Origin of the sequence: Faecalibacterium intestinale (assembly GCF_040096575.1) — a bacterium.
GTDB classification, from domain to species: Bacteria; Bacillota; Clostridia; order Oscillospirales; family Ruminococcaceae; genus Faecalibacterium; species Faecalibacterium intestinale.
In genome coordinates this window covers 16,715-31,056 of record NZ_JBBMEN010000003.1, presented here as the reverse complement: position 1 = coordinate 31,056, position 14,342 = coordinate 16,715, and the positions used below count along the sequence as shown (strand labels likewise).

14 protein-coding genes, 1 pseudogene and 1 riboswitch are annotated in these 14,342 nt (G+C 53.7%); of the genes and pseudogenes, 11 read left to right on the top strand and 4 right to left on the bottom strand.

Annotation, left to right across the window (positions count from 1 at the left end):
* Positions 1 to 3: 3 nt before the first annotated feature.
* The 4 genes from ribH to ribD are packed head-to-tail and all read right to left on the bottom strand — an operon-like array spanning position 4 to position 3,440.
* Positions 4 to 480, bottom strand: coding sequence for a 6,7-dimethyl-8-ribityllumazine synthase (ribH, locus tag WMO20_RS03435; RefSeq protein ID WP_005944123.1), 477 nt, complete (start codon positions 478 to 480; stop codon positions 4 to 6).
* Between the two features lie 21 nt (positions 481 to 501).
* Positions 502 to 1,698 (bottom strand): bifunctional 3,4-dihydroxy-2-butanone-4-phosphate synthase/GTP cyclohydrolase II, encoded by a 1,197-nt coding sequence (locus WMO20_RS03430; protein ID WP_349185851.1) that lies wholly within the window; start codon positions 1,696 to 1,698, stop codon positions 502 to 504.
* A 12-nt stretch (positions 1,699 to 1,710) separates the two neighbouring features.
* The gene (locus WMO20_RS03425) at positions 1,711 to 2,352 is read right to left on the bottom strand and encodes a riboflavin synthase (protein WP_349185850.1); all 642 of its coding nucleotides are present in this window, start codon (positions 2,350 to 2,352) and stop codon (positions 1,711 to 1,713) included.
* Positions 2,316 to 3,440, bottom strand: a complete 1,125-nt coding sequence (ribD, locus tag WMO20_RS03420; protein ID WP_349185849.1) for a bifunctional diaminohydroxyphosphoribosylaminopyrimidine deaminase/5-amino-6-(5-phosphoribosylamino)uracil reductase RibD — start codon at positions 3,438 to 3,440, stop codon at positions 2,316 to 2,318. Before ribD ends, WMO20_RS03425 begins: the two co-directional genes overlap by 37 nt.
* A 151-nt stretch (positions 3,441 to 3,591) precedes the next feature.
* A riboswitch (FMN riboswitch) is annotated at positions 3,592 to 3,706 on the bottom strand.
* Between the two features lie 1,062 nt (positions 3,707 to 4,768).
* Between ribD and WMO20_RS03415 the strand changes: the two genes are divergently transcribed.
* The 11 genes and pseudogenes from WMO20_RS03415 (at position 4,769) to WMO20_RS03365 (ending at position 14,133) form a co-directional block, all read left to right on the top strand.
* Positions 4,769 to 4,990: a hypothetical protein gene (locus tag WMO20_RS03415; RefSeq protein ID WP_349185848.1), complete on the top strand. Its 222-nt coding sequence runs from the start codon at positions 4,769 to 4,771 to the stop codon at positions 4,988 to 4,990.
* Between the two features lie 77 nt (positions 4,991 to 5,067).
* A complete protein-coding gene (locus tag WMO20_RS03410) occupies positions 5,068 to 5,355 on the top strand; it encodes an excisionase (RefSeq protein ID WP_435387753.1) in 288 nt (95 codons plus the stop codon).
* 107 nt (positions 5,356 to 5,462) lie between these two features.
* A complete protein-coding gene (locus WMO20_RS03405) occupies positions 5,463 to 6,695 on the top strand; it encodes a site-specific integrase (protein ID WP_349185847.1) in 1,233 nt (410 codons plus the stop codon).
* A 214-nt stretch (positions 6,696 to 6,909) separates the two neighbouring features.
* Positions 6,910 to 7,160: pseudogene (locus WMO20_RS03400) on the top strand (DUF6061 family protein).
* A 202-nt stretch (positions 7,161 to 7,362) separates the two neighbouring features.
* On the top strand, positions 7,363 to 7,941 hold the full coding sequence (locus tag WMO20_RS03395) for a GntR family transcriptional regulator (RefSeq protein WP_154258460.1): 579 nt from the start codon (positions 7,363 to 7,365) through the stop codon (positions 7,939 to 7,941).
* Positions 7,919 to 8,563, top strand: a complete 645-nt coding sequence (locus WMO20_RS03390; RefSeq protein WP_317393322.1) for a GntR family transcriptional regulator — start codon at positions 7,919 to 7,921, stop codon at positions 8,561 to 8,563. Before WMO20_RS03395 ends, WMO20_RS03390 begins: the two co-directional genes overlap by 23 nt.
* A 19-nt stretch (positions 8,564 to 8,582) precedes the next feature.
* Positions 8,583 to 9,203: a DUF1847 domain-containing protein gene (locus WMO20_RS03385; protein ID WP_044953533.1), complete on the top strand. Its 621-nt coding sequence runs from the start codon at positions 8,583 to 8,585 to the stop codon at positions 9,201 to 9,203.
* A gap of 427 nt (positions 9,204 to 9,630) precedes the next feature.
* Positions 9,631 to 10,899 carry an SLC13 family permease gene (locus tag WMO20_RS03380; protein ID WP_349185846.1) on the top strand — a complete coding sequence of 423 codons (1,269 nt, stop codon included), beginning with the start codon at positions 9,631 to 9,633 and terminating at the stop codon, positions 10,897 to 10,899.
* Positions 10,900 to 10,973: 74 nt separating this feature from the next.
* On the top strand, positions 10,974 to 11,873 hold the full coding sequence (ttdA, locus tag WMO20_RS03375) for a L(+)-tartrate dehydratase subunit alpha (protein ID WP_044953528.1): 900 nt from the start codon (positions 10,974 to 10,976) through the stop codon (positions 11,871 to 11,873).
* Complete coding sequence (ttdB, locus tag WMO20_RS03370; RefSeq protein WP_349185845.1) at positions 11,873 to 12,499, top strand: L(+)-tartrate dehydratase subunit beta; 627 nt, start codon at positions 11,873 to 11,875, stop codon at positions 12,497 to 12,499. Before ttdA ends, ttdB begins: the two co-directional genes overlap by 1 nt.
* A gap of 359 nt (positions 12,500 to 12,858) precedes the next feature.
* On the top strand, positions 12,859 to 14,133 hold the full coding sequence (locus WMO20_RS03365) for an SLC13 family permease (protein WP_349185844.1): 1,275 nt from the start codon (positions 12,859 to 12,861) through the stop codon (positions 14,131 to 14,133).
* Positions 14,134 to 14,342 lie beyond the last annotated feature (209 nt).

Genomic DNA, 14,342 nt, shown 5'->3' with positions numbered 1-14,342 from the left:
ATTTTACTCTGCGGCGGTATCCATTTCCCGGAGCAGGTTTACCATCTCGATGGCACTGACTGCACAGTCATAGCCTTTATTACCTGCTTTGGTGCCTGCCCGCTCGATGGCCTGTTCGATGTTTTCGGTGGTCAGAACACCAAAGAGGACGGGAACCCCGCTTTCCAGCGAGACCGTGGCAATGCCTTTGGAAACCTCATTGCACACATAGTCGTAATGGCTGGTAGAACCGCGAATCACGGCACCAAGGCAGATCACAGCATCATACTTTCCGCTTTTTGCCATTTTAGAGGCAACCAGTGGGATCTCAAAAGCACCTGGAACCCATGCAACATGAATATCAGCGTCCTGCATATCGTGCCGGAGCAGACCATCCATTGCTCCGCTCAGAAGTTTGGACGTGATAAATTCGTTGAAGCGGGCAGCTACGATACCGACCTTGATGTTCTGAGAAACCAGCTTACCTTCAAATGTTTTCATTTTTAAATACCTCTTTCGTTGTTAATATTCCAGAAGATGCCCCATCCGTGCCTGCTTCGTTTTCAGGTAAAACAGGTCATACGGGGTCGCCGTCATCTGAATGGGTACGCGCTCGGAGATCTCCAGCCCAAACTCGGAGAGCTGATATACTTTGTCCGGGTTATTGGTAAGCAGGCGCAGGCTTTTTACGCCAAGTTCCCGGAGAATCTGTGCGCCGAGATAATACTCCCGTTCATCTCCATGGAACCCCAGAGCGAGATTGGCTTCCAGCGTATCCATGCCCTGCTCCTGAAGTTCATAGGCACGCAGCTTGTTGATCAGACCGATGCCTCGGCCTTCCTGCCGCATATAGAGCAGGATACCCCGGCCTTCTTTTTCGATCTGCGTCATGGCAGCGGCCAGCTGCTGGCCGCAGTCACAACGCAAAGAGCCAAATGTATCTCCTGTCAGGCATTCCGAGTGGACGCGGCACAGAATATCCTTTCCATCGCCAATGTCACCTTTTACCAGTGCAATGTGATGCTCTCCGTTCAGACGGCTCACAAAACCATAAGCTCTGAAGGTGCCATACTTGGTGGGCAGGTTCACTGCTGTCACCTGATCGACCAGTTTATCGTGACACTTGCGGTACTCCTGTAAATCACGGATGGTGATGAATTTGATCTGGAAACGCTCTGCCAGCTTTGCCAGTTCAGCGGTGCGCATCATCGTGCCATCCTCCCGCATGATCTCGCAGCACAGGCCGCATTCTTTCAGCCCTGCCAGACGGCACAGGTCAACGGTTGCTTCCGTGTGACCGTTGCGCTCCAACACACCGTTCTTTTTTGCCAGAAGGGGGAACATATGGCCCGGTCTGCGGAAATCTTCTGCTTTTGCGTGATCGTCCACACAAGCCATCGCCGTAATGGAACGCTCTGCGGCAGAAATGCCCGTAGAAGTAGAAACGTGGTCGATGGACACCGTAAATGCCGTTTCATGGTTGTCGGTGTTATACTGCACCATCTGCGGAAATTGCAGCTTCTGGACGAAAGCCTCGGACATCGGCATACAGATCAGACCTTTGCCGTGGGTCGCCATAAAGTTGATGTTTTCGGTGGTGGCAAATTCGGCAGCACAGATGAAGTCCCCCTCGTTTTCACGGTCGGGGTCATCCGTTACCAGAATGATTTTTCCTTGCTTCAGGTCTTGCAAAGCTTCGGGAATGGTATTGAAGTTCATCGTAAACTCTCCTTAAAAGCCGCAGCGCAGCAGCATTTCTTTTGTGAGCGTGTTTTGCTTCGGTGTTTCTGATGGAAGCAGCCTCTCGATATATTTTCCAACAACATCGGTTTCCAAATTGACAAAATCCCCTTTGTGCCGTTGGTTCAGGTTCGTCTGACGGACGGTGTGCGGTATCGTGGACACGGAAAAGCCCGTAGGTTCCACCGCAGCCACGGTCAGGCTGATACCGTCTATTGTGATAGAGCCTTTTTCAACGACATAGCGAAGGATCGCAGAATCTGCATGAATGGTGTACCAGATAGCCGTATCGTCTTTTCGGATATTAGCAATGCGTCCGACGCCATCCACATGGCCTGCTACGATGTGTCCGCCAAAACGTCCGTTGGCCGGCATGGCACGTTCCAGATTGACAGCACTTCCAACGGTGAGCTGTGCAAGTGCAGAGCGGTTCAAGGTCTCGTGCATGACATCCGCAGCAAAGCTATCCGGGAAGAGCTGCCTGACGGTCAGACAGATGCCGTTGACGGCGATGCTGTCACCGATCCTGGTTTCTTCCAGAACCATTTTTGCACGAACAGTCAGTACGGCAGAATGCTGTCCCCGATTGATGGATTTTATTGTTCCGACTTCTTCCACGATTCCGGTAAACACGGGTACTCCACCTCACTTTCGATCAGGAAATCTTTGCCAAGCTGTTCCAATCGGCTGTTCTTCAGGCGGAATGCAGCATCCGGAAGCGGGACACCTGCACCCTCAATGGGTGCTTTGGCATCCCTTCCTCCGAACAGCTTCGGGGCAATGTAAGCCTGTACCTGCTGCACGATGCCGCTTTCCAGTGCAGACCAGTTCAAGGTTCCGCCGCCTTCCAGCAGAATGCTGTCGATCTGCTCCTGCCCCAGCTGTTCCATCAGTTGCAGAAGATTCACATGACCGCAATGCGCTTCCAGACAAAGGATCCGGCACCCGGCCTGTTGATATGCCGCCTGCTTCTCCGGGTCGCTGCAGCAGGTCGCAAGAATGGTCGGAACCTGTTTGGCGGTCATGACCACCTGTGATTGCAGCGGTGTCCGCAAATGTGTATCACAGATGATCCGGACGGGATCACGGACACCCTCTATCCGGCAGGTCAGCAGCGGGTCATCTGCTAGGATGGTTCCGACTCCCACCATAATGCCGCGGAATCGGTGTCGCTGCCGTTGAACATGATTCCGGGCAATTTCCCCGGTGATCCATTTGGAAGCGCCTGTGTATGTGGCGATTTTTCCGTCCATCGTCATGGCGTATTTCATGGAAACGAAGGGGCGTTTTGTGGTGATATAGTGGAAGAACACCTTGTTCAGCGCATCGCATTCCTCTTGCAGAACATTTTCGGTCACATCTATGCCGTGTGCGCGCAGGATTGCAATTCCTTTTCCAGCCACCAGCGGATTCGGGTCAGCAGAACCCACGACCACCCGGTGAATGCCCGCGTCCAGAATCGCATCCACGCAGGGCGGCTGCTTTCCGTAATGGCAGCACGGCTCCAATGTCACATACAGGGTCGCTCCCTGCGGATCTTCGGTGCAGGATGCCAGCGCATTGCGCTCCGCATGAGCCTGACCGTATCTCTGGTGCCAGCCCTGTCCGATGATCCTGCCCTCTTTTGCGACCACGGCACCCACCATCGGGTTGGGAGATGTCCACCCGCAGCCCTTTTTTGCAAGCTGCAAAGCCAGACGCATATACTCTTTGTCGTTCATCGTGTTGCCTCCAAAAGAAAAAGCCCTGAACAAAAACGTTCAGGGCAAGCCGAAAAAACACAAGGGATCCTTGTGCAAAAAAGAAAGCTCCAGAATGCAAACGCATCCCAGAGCAGCCTCCACAAGCGCAGGACCGTACGGGTTCTGCGCTTGGTATCTTCTTTCATCCAGACTGTACTGTCGGCTTCGGAGTTTCACCGAATCATGCCTTACGGCTCGTGGGCTGTACCACCGGTAGGGAATCGCACCCTGCCCTGAAGATTTCTGATTCAATTACAGCGGCATTATAGCACGGCTCCTTTCGGATTGCAAGGGCATTCTGCAAACCGGGACGAAACCGGGATGAAGATGGTTTGAGGGTGGGAATGAAACTTTTTGGCTGTTGTTGCCTTGTCAAGAGGGCTGGTGCCGTCCAGCCCTCTCTCTTTTTGCCAAAGTTTTCCTCGCCTTTTCTTGCAAGCTGCCGAAAGTGACGCGTTCTCAAAAGTTTTTGTTGACACGGCTCGATTTTTGTGGTAACCTATCCCAACAATTGAATATAACATATTTTTACATATTCGTTCAGGCCCTGCGGGGCTGAACATCTTGGCTTTCAGCCGTTACATAACCGACTAGCATGACCTTCCGAAAAAGCGAAGGCATGTCCGGTCTGTTTTGTGACGGCTTTTTTGTTGCCGTTTTGCCCGTTGGACCTTGAAAACCGCATGACCGTCTGCATGGGATACCCGGCGATGACCCTGAGAAGGAGAGCCGGAAAACGCCGCCGGAAGGGGGCAGGAAATCCATGCAGAGAGAACGGCAGGACGTTGATTTCTCAGTTACGGAGTAAAGCGATGTAATCTGGAATCCACCAACAACATCGTCAACTCGTCCGGGCGGCGTGTCCGGGGCTTTGTGGGCATCGAGGCCCTTGTGCAGCCCGACCTCACCCCCAATAGCTGGCGGACATGACCCCCATAAAGGAGAATATGGGCGTTTTGCTGCGTACGTGCGTACGCGGCAGTCGGCTTTCTCTGTACGCACGTACGCAGCGATTGACCAAAAACGCACCATATAGGGGTGTTGGCGAAGTGTCAGGTTGACAATTTGCCAAAATCAGAGGGTCAAAATGACCCTCTGAAAAACCGGACGAGCTGTCCATACGGGACAGCTTGCCCGGTGCAGGAGTGCAGAGGACGCAGTCCTTTGCCCCAGTGATATGATGCTGTGCGACATATCCTACCGGATATTATCTGGCGCAAAATGGCGGCAGATCCAGCAGCTTCGCTGCTGCGTTCTCCCCGGAACGCAAGGCTCCGCAGGCCACGAGAGAATATGCAGCGCACCGTTTGGACACCGTGCTGGACAAGTTTCTCAAGACCATGCAGACCACCGCTGCACGTCTGCAGAAAAAGCTGCTGAAACCGGAAGTTCGGCAGAAAGGCAAGGAGCAGGTCAAGGAGAAAGCGCGGGATTCCGTTCTGCAACTGCTGAATCGCTTGCAGGCAGAACAGGCACAAAATAAACCATCGGCACAACCCCGCACACAGGAGGGGCACTCGGAAATCTGAACCTCATCGGGAGCGTCCGGGGCAGAAAGCTGGCACTTTCTGCCCCGACACCCGGTTACAAGGAAGTGGAGGTGCAAGTGAAAGAAGTTTGCGTTTGCGAAGCAATGAAGTCCCCAGTGGGGACTTTAAGCAACGGAGCGGTCTTGCGTCAGCAAGATGGAGGGACTAAGTCCCGACAAGTTCCGATTTGGCAAAAGAGTAATCTGACCTTGGAGGAAGCGGCGGCTTACTCCGGGATCGGTATCAATAAACTGCGGTCAATGACCGATAGTGATGAATGCAAGTTCGTCCTTTGGAACGGAACCAAACGGCTGATCAAACGCCGTAAGCTGGACGAATATCTGGACAAGGCATTCTCGATCTGATGCGGTTCAAAAATTGACCGTTTGATGTTGCAGGGAGTCTTGCGTCATGGTATACTCATGGCGTAAGGCTCCTTTTCAACATTCCGTGAATGAAAAGGAGAGTTTATGTGCAAAGACGTAAAGATAATAAAGGCCGTGTTTTGAAGGATGGCGAGGTCTACCGCAAGAGCGACGGGCTGTATATGTACCGTTGGACTGCAAAAAACGGAAAACGCCATACCATCTATGATGCAACCTTGGAGGGGCTGCGCGAAAAGGAAGAGAAGATCCAGCACGACTTGGCAGATGGCATCCGCATCCCGGAGTGCAGCCTGACCCTGAATGACCTGTTTGAACTGTGGCGTAAGAACAAGGTGGGCTTGAAAGAGCATACCTTCGCCAATTACGTCTATATGTACAATCGGTTCGTCCGGGATGAGATCGGCATGATGAAGCTCAAGGACATTCGCAAGTCGGATATCCGCAGCTACTACAATGGCATCGTCCGCAATGGCAAGATGGCGTTGAACACGCTGGAAAGCATCCAGAATGTTCTCCATCAGGTCTTTGCGGTGGCGGTGGACGATGAGTACATCCGTGTGAATCCCACGGATGGTGTCCTGACGGCTATAAAAGCCGCCCACCAGTACGAAACGCCCAAACGCCACGCTCTGACCCTGCCCCAACAGCAGGCGTTTCTGAATTTCATCAAGAAAACGCCGAAGTTCCAGCACTGGCTCCCGATGTTCACCTTCATGCTGGGCACCGGATGCCGTATCTCGGAAACGGTTGGCCTGTGCTGGGGCGACATCGACTTCGAGAGTGGGTTTATCACCATCCAGCACAATCTGGTGTACCATGACCACGAGGTGGGCGGCTGCTACTTCACTATGTCCACCCCCAAGACTGCCGCAGGTAAGCGGGCAATTCCGATCTTGCCCGAAGTGCGGAAGGCACTGGAACAGGAACGCGCCAACCAGCAGGAGCTGGAACTGGTATGCGAATACGAAATCGACGGAATCTCAGACTTCGTATTCCTGAACCGCTTCGGCCAGCCGCAGAACCCGCAGACGGTCAACCGCGCCATCAAGCGCATCAGCGTGGCACACAACGAAGCCGAGCTGGAAAAGGCCGAAAAGGAAAAACGGGAGCCGCAGCTGCTGCCGCCCTTCTCCTGCCATAATCTCCGGCACACGTTCTGCACCCGGCTGTGCGAAAATGAGACCAACCTGAAGATCATTCAGGACATCATGGGACACAAGGACATCAGCACCACGATGGAGATTTACGCGGAAGCCACTAAGGAAGCCAAAGCCTATTCCTTTGCAAATCTAAACGGTAAACTGGGCATTTCGGTCTGAAATCCACTACACCAACTACTACACCACTTTTACACCAAATTGTCGGTAAGTTGTGGAGAGTTGCGTAGGGTGACGTACGGGAACGGGAAAAAGGAAGCCGCATGGATAGGCTTGTAAAGGGCTACATCACAAAGCGGATTCATGAATCTGTATACGGACAGCCGGAACTTTCCACCGCAGAAGAAGCAAATGTGAAAAACATGGAGGCTTTCGTATGAACAAACTGCTTTCCTGCCGCTACAACATGGACACCAACCGGGTGGAAGCCCGGTTCGAGGATGGCACTACCCTTGCCATTGACTGCATCGCCGTGGAGGACGAATACGGCAACACCCCGAAACAACGGGCAGAACTTGACTGGCTGCTGTACCATAAGCCTTTGGAGAGTATGCACAGCTTGTGCTGAGAGGGGAGATTGAGCACTACCTGTCACTTGGCTGTGACCATGGAAGAATGGAAGATTGATTGACAAGGTTACATAACAGTTAACACAGCTTGCATTTGCCCTGCAATTTTTCAGAATGGAACGCCCCAAGGGCATCCGGTCTATATCCGGCAGATTTTTCATAAAGAATCTGCCGGGTATTTTTGTTTGTCATAAAGGAAGTCTTGCTTTTTATTGTAAAATTGGATACAATATAAAAAAGACATTTGCACGGAGGACTCTATGGAATATATCGGCATCCAGAAGAAAAACGGCGGTGTGGTGGAAGCCCTGCAGCAGGCCATTTTATCTGGGCAGATCCCGGCGGGCACTGAAATGACCCAGAACGAACTGGCAGAGAGTCTCGGTGTCTCTCGGATGCCGGTGCGGGAGGCCTTGATGATCCTTGAATATCAGGGTCTTATCATCCGCCTGCCCAACAATCGGATAAAAGCGGCAGATTTGACCGAAGAGACACTGCGCCAAATTCTGGCATTGGGGGCTCAATTGGAACGGCAGGCTATGCGTGCGCTGCCGCAGGATGCGATGTTGGCAGGCGGCGAGATGCTGCAGCACCGTACCCTGCGGACCGTCCTGCCATATCCGCTGCATCGCAAGCTGCTGGAGAGCATCCAGGAGACCTACATTGCCTTTGCCGTGAGCGCACGTCCTACGCCGGTGAACGACCGGCTTGCCCGCCTGCTGATGCTGGACCGTCAGGGCTCCCCTGATGTGCCGGATGCATGGAACGCCTATGAAGAAGAACTGCTGCATCTGATTTTAACGATAAGGAGTCAATATGCTGGGACTGAAACCCATTAAGCTGCTGCCTGCCCGCGAGCGGGTAGCTTCCGCTTTGCGGAAAGCCATTATCTCAAAAAGCATCCCGGAGGGTGCAGAACTCACGCTGGAAAACACCGCACAGGAACTCGGCGTGTCGGTCACACCGGTGCGGGAGGCCTTTCAGATCCTTGCCCGTGACGGTCTGCTGGAAGTCAAGCAAAACAAGTGTGCCATTGTGTTGGGCGTAACGGAAAAAACGATTCGGGAGCACTACCAGCTGCGCGCTGCCTTGGAAGGGACGGCGTGTATGCTCTGCTGCCAGAACAATGCCGACCTGTCCAAGATCAAAAACTGCGTGGATACTGCAGAGGAGGCTCTTTCTCATCAGCAGGCCGGAAATTATACTGACTACAACCAGTCCTTCCATTTTGAGATCTGGGAAGCTTCCGGCAATGAAAAAATGCGCAATCTTCTCTCGGAACTGTGGAACGGCCTGTCCATTGGTGTGGAAATGAGCGAGTTGGACTATGCCCTCAACTCCCAGAGCGAGCATAAAAAGATCTATGCGGCGCTGGAAGCACGGGATGCGCTGGCCGCACGGGCTGAAATGGAAAAACACATCTACCGCAGTATGGACGATGCGCTGACCTATTATTTATAAGATCAGGGAGGACAAGACAGTGTATACCTGTGCGAACTGTACGGTTCTGGCCTGCGCCAACAACGAGCCGGAAAAGATGCCCAAAAACTGCCCTATGCGGAATGCTTCGGTGATGGAGGCCGCCCGCGCCGGCTACGATCTGCCCGAGAATCACGATTTCTACGTCAACTGTTCGGCCATTGAGGGGCTTGGCTACTGCCAGTGGCCCCGCCTGAAGGAGACGGTGGAGTTCTGCAAGCGGATGGGCTACCACAAGCTGGGTCTTGCATTCTGCAAAGGTCTGCGGAAGGAAGCCCGCATCGTGGCCGACCTGCTCCGTGCGCAGGGGTTTGAGGTGGTGTCGGTCATCTGCAAGACCGGTGGCATCTCCAAAGAAGAAGTGGGCATCCCGGAAGAGGTCAAGATCCACCCCGGCGAATTTGAGGCCATGTGCAACCCCATCGCACAGGCAAAGCTTCTGAACGAGCAGCACACCGATTTCAACATTGAGGTCGGACTTTGTGTGGGACACGACTCGATGTTTTATAAGTATTCGGATGCCATGGTCACAACGCTGGTGGCCAAGGATCGCGTTCTGGCGCATAATCCCTGTGGTGCCATTTACTGTGCCGAGGGGTATTTCAAAAAGCGGCTGGAATAAAAGAAGAAAAAAACGTGCGATCTCCATCTGCTTTGGAGATCGCACGTTTTTTGCAGAAAGCGGCGGAGGGAGATTTTCTTGTATCCTACTGTTTGTCTGGCGTGCACAAAAATTGGTACATAATCCGTGCAATACGACAAAACTCGAAAAAAAGGATTGACAAATCTCTGTTTCGGGTGTATTCTCGTGTCGTCAAGTGGATACATTATCAAAGATTAAATACAAAAATTTAAAAAAGACGCTGCCGAGATTCCCGGAATTCTAAGGTTCCGGGCAGATCCTTCCAGAACGAAAAAGGGCTGTGAGGGCACAGCACGGCGGCAAAGACTCTGCACAACGAGGTGCAGCTGGGGCGTTCCGAAAGTCAGGGCTGTTATGCTCTGATGAAATGGATACATTATATTTCATTAAAGGAGGACCCCCCGGTATGTCAGCAGCAACTATCACCCTACTCTTTCTTCTCTTCGCGGTCGTCATGTTCGTGTTTGAGAAGATCCCCCTCGGCGTAACGTCCATGATTGTCTGTATCGGTCTGGTCGTCACCGGCGTTCTGGACATCAAGACTGCTTTTGCGGGCTTCATCGACAGCAACGTCATCCTGTTCGTCGCCATGTTCATTGTCGGCGGTGCACTGTTTGAAACAGGCATGGCCAACAAGATCGGCGGCATTGTTACCCACTTTGCCAAATCCGAGCGCAGCCTCATCGTGGCCATCATGGTCATCGTTGGCCTGATGAGCGGCGTGCTCTCCAACACCGGCACCGCCGCCGTCCTGATCCCCGTGGTCATCGGCATTGCGGCAAAGTCCGGTTATGCCCGCTCCAAGCTGCTGATGCCGCTGGTGTTTGCAGCGGCCATGGGCGGCAACCTTTCCCTCATCGGCGCACCGGGCAACCTCATCGCCCAGAGCGCTCTGGGTGAGATCGGGATGTCCTTCGGCTTCTTTGAGTACGCCATCGTGGGCCTGCCCATCCTCGCCGTCGGCATCCTCTTCTACGCCACCCTTGGCATGAAGCTGCTGCCCAACCGCCCCGTCTCCGATGATGACTCCTTCGGCGGCGAGCAGGACTTCAGCAATGTTCCCAAGTGGAAACAGGTGCTCTCCCTTGTCATCCTCGTGCTCACCCTGCTGGGCATGATCTTTGAAAAGCAGATCGGCATCAAGCTCAACATCATCGGCTGTATCGGTGCGCTGGCTCTGATCCTCACCGGTGTCATCTCCGAGAAAGATGCCCTGAAGTCCATCGACCTCAAGACCATCTTCCTCTTCGGTGGTACGCTGTCTCTGGCCTCTGCACTGGATAAGACCGGGGCAGGCGCAGAGATTGCAAACATCGTCATTGGTGCTCTGGGCGAGAATCCCTCTCCCTACGTCCTGACTCTGGTGGTTTTCCTGCTCTGCTGCGTCATGACCAACTTCATGTCCAACACCGCAACCACCGCTCTGATGGTTCCCATCTGCCTGAGCATCGCACAGGGCATGGGTGCCGACCCCCGCGCCGTCCTGATGGCTTGTGTCATCGGCGGCTCCTGCGCTTACGCAACACCCATCGGTATGCCTGCCAACACCATGGTGGTTTCTGCCGGCGGGTACACCTTCAAGGATTATGCCAAGGCTGGCCTGCCCCTCATCCTCATCGCAACCATCGTCAGCATGGTGATCCTTCCCATCGCATTTCCGTTCTTCCCGCAGTAATACGGGCAGAGCGTTGAATAAGTGAAGCAAACACACAAATGTACCAAAGCCAAATCATTCAAGGAGGAAATGGAATGAACAAACAGGAACAGGTGCAGCAGATGACGACCTATATGGCCAACTTTGTGAGCCATATCGCCAAGGTGCTGCCGGACGACATCATCAAAAAGCTGGATGAGCTGGGCGCACAGGAGGATGCTCCTCTGTCCAAGGTCATCTACGAGACTATGAAGCGCAACCAGAAGCTGGCCAAGGAGCTGAACCGCCCCAGCTGCCAAGACACCGGTGTGCTGCAGTTCTGGGTAAAGTGCGGCGTGGACTTCCCCCTCATCGGTGAGGTGGAGGGACTGCTGAAGGAGGCTGTGGTCAAGTCCACCTTTGAAGCACCTCTGCGCCACAACAGTGTTGAGACCTTCGATGAGTTCAACACCGGTTTGAACGTGGGCAAGGGAACTCCCACCGTGTGGTGGGATATCATCCCGAACAGCGACAAGTGTGAGATCTACGCTTATATGGCAGGCGGCGGCTGCACCCTGCCGGGCAAGGCCATGGTTCTGATGCCCGGTGCAGGTTACGAAGGTGTGACCAAGTTCGTCATGGATGTCATGACCAGCTACGGCATCAATGCCTGCCCTCCGCTGCTGGTGGGCGTGGGCGTTGCCACCTCTGTTGAGACCGCCGCTCTGCTGTCCAAGAAGGCTCTGATGCGTCCTCTGGGCAGCCACAACGAGAACGAGCGCGCAGCCTATATGGAGAAGCTGCTGGAGGACGGCATCAACTCCATCGGCCTTGGCCCTCAGGGCATGGGCGGCAAGTACTCCGTCATGGGCGTGCACATTGAGAACACTGCCCGCCATCCTTCTGCCATTGGCGTTGCCGTCAATGTGGGCTGCTGGAGCCATCGCCGCGGCCACATCATTTTTGATAAAGACCTGAACTACACCATTGATACTCATTCGGGGGTGACTTTGTAATGCTGACCATTAAAGACGGAAAGAAGATCCTTACTACTCCGGTCTCCGCAGAAGACCTGAAGGACATCCATATCGGTGATGTCGTTTACCTGAACGGCGACCTGACCACCTGCCGTGACGTGGCGCACCGCCGCCTCGTGGAAGAGGGCCGCCCGCTGCCTGTGGACGTCAAGGACGCTGCCATCTTCCACGCCGGCCCCATCATTCGCCCTCTGGAGGACGACAAGTTCGAGATGGTGTCTGTGGGCCCCACCACCTCCATGCGTATGGAGAAGTTCGAGTATGAGTTCGCGCAGAAGTCCGGTGTCCGCGTCATCGTGGGCAAGGGCGGCATGGGCCCCAACACCGAGCGCGCCTGCAAGGAGTTCGGTGCCATCCACTGTGTTTTCCCTGCCGGTAACGCCGTTGTGGCTGCCACCGAGGTGGAGGAGATCGTCGAGGCCCAGTGGCGTGACCTCGGTATGCCGGAAACTCTGTGGCACTGCCATGTTAACGAGTTTGGCCCCCTGATCGTTTCCATCGACGCTGAGGGTCGCAACCTGTTCGAAGAGAACAAGGTCATCTTCAATCAGCGCAAGGATAAGGCCGTCGAAGAAATTTGCAAGCACGTTGGCTTCATCAAATAAGATCCAACTGCGAAGCCAGCGTTGCCTATACCCTGCGGAGAGCAACCATCCATCAAAAGCTTCTTCTCCTAAAATGAACTCACTATCACGTTAATTCTAACAACCATATTTGCTTTCACAGATCCAACAGACTTCTTATCATTTACTCCTATCTTCATTACCCTGCTTATCCTGCTTCTCCGCAAAACACCCCGGATGCTGTCTGCCATATCAGCATCCTGGGTGTTGCTATTTGCGGTCAAATATGTGCACGGAAAAAATGCAGACAAAGAAGATCTTGACCGTTCTTTTTGTTCTACACACCTTTGCCACTGCTTTGCATCTGCAAGGTGGAAGTAATCCACAGGAGGACAACCCAAATGAGCCCATTGGAGATCACACTGGTCATCCTGCTTGTAACGATCATCGCCTTTGTATCCGGTAAAGTCCCGTTCTCGGTCATTTCTACCGGCATCATTCTGGCGCTGATCCTCACCGGCATCAAGACCCCTGCCGAGGCCTTTGGCGGCTTCATCAACACGAACGTGGTCATGTTCGTAGCCATGTTCGTCATCGGTGCAGGGCTGACCAAAACGCCCCTGATTGACAAAGCCCAGAGTCTGGTCATCCGCTACAAGGACAATATGCGGATGCTGATTTTTCTTTCCTGTGTGGCAGGTGCGTTTCTGGGCGCCATCACCAGTGCCACCGCAACTGCCGCTATCATGATCCCTCTGCTGATAGGCATTGCGAACGACATCGGCGTGAGCCGCAGCAAGCTGCTGTATCCTTCTATGGCCTGTGCCAACATTGCCACCCAGATGACCTTTCTCGGTCAGGGTGCTTCCAACATGGCATGGAACGATGTCATGATGCAGGCCGGCGCACCGACACCGCTGCACATCTGGGATTTCACCATTGCGCGCATCCCGATGCTGACCATTGCCATCCTGTACATGACCTTTGTTGGCTATAAGCTGATGCCGGATATTCCCAACGAGCAGTTTTCAGATGCAGCACATACGGCTTCTGAGAGCGAAAAACTCAGCCCCTTCAAGCGCAAACTGGCTGTCCTGATCGTTCTGGTCTCCATTGCAATGATGCTGCTGGAAAATGTCATTGGTGTCAAGATGTATCTCACTTCCTGCATCGGCGCTGCCGCTCTGGTGCTGACGGGTGTGCTGACCGAGAAGGAAGCTCTCAACTCCATCCACCAGCCGACCATTTTCCTGTTTGCCGGTGTGCTGGCTCTGTCGGACGCCATCCAGACCACCGGTGCAGGCGATGTGGTGGCAGACTGGATGATCCGCCTGCTGGGCGATACTACCAATCCGTACATCATTATGCTGGTGTTCTTCCTTGTTCCCTTCATTCTGACACAGGTCATGTCCAATCTGGCTACCCTGACCATCTTCATCCCACTGGTCACTTCCGCCTGTATCCGCATGGGCGTAGATCCCCGTGCTGCCGTGGTCGGCGTGATCACAGCCAGCTGTGTGTCCATCATGACCCCCATGGCAGCTCCCTGCCAGATCATGATCATCGAGCCGGGCGGATACACCTTGAAGGATTATCTCAAGTGTGGTACCCCGCTGGCGCTCATCCTCATTGTCGTGTCCGTATTTTTCCTGCCGACACTTTATCCTTTTGCCTGATTCTATTTTCCAACCGCAGTAGTATGCGCAAACTGCATATCGTAAATATGCCGTTCTGTTCGGCGCTATTTTTGAAAACCGCAATAAAAGTAGCAGAAATTTTTGAGCATCTCATAATTCTGTCAAGAGGGCCGGCACCGTCCGGCCCTCTCTCTTTTTGCCAAAGTTTCCCTTGTGTTTTCTTGCAAGCTGCTGAAAGTGACGTGTTC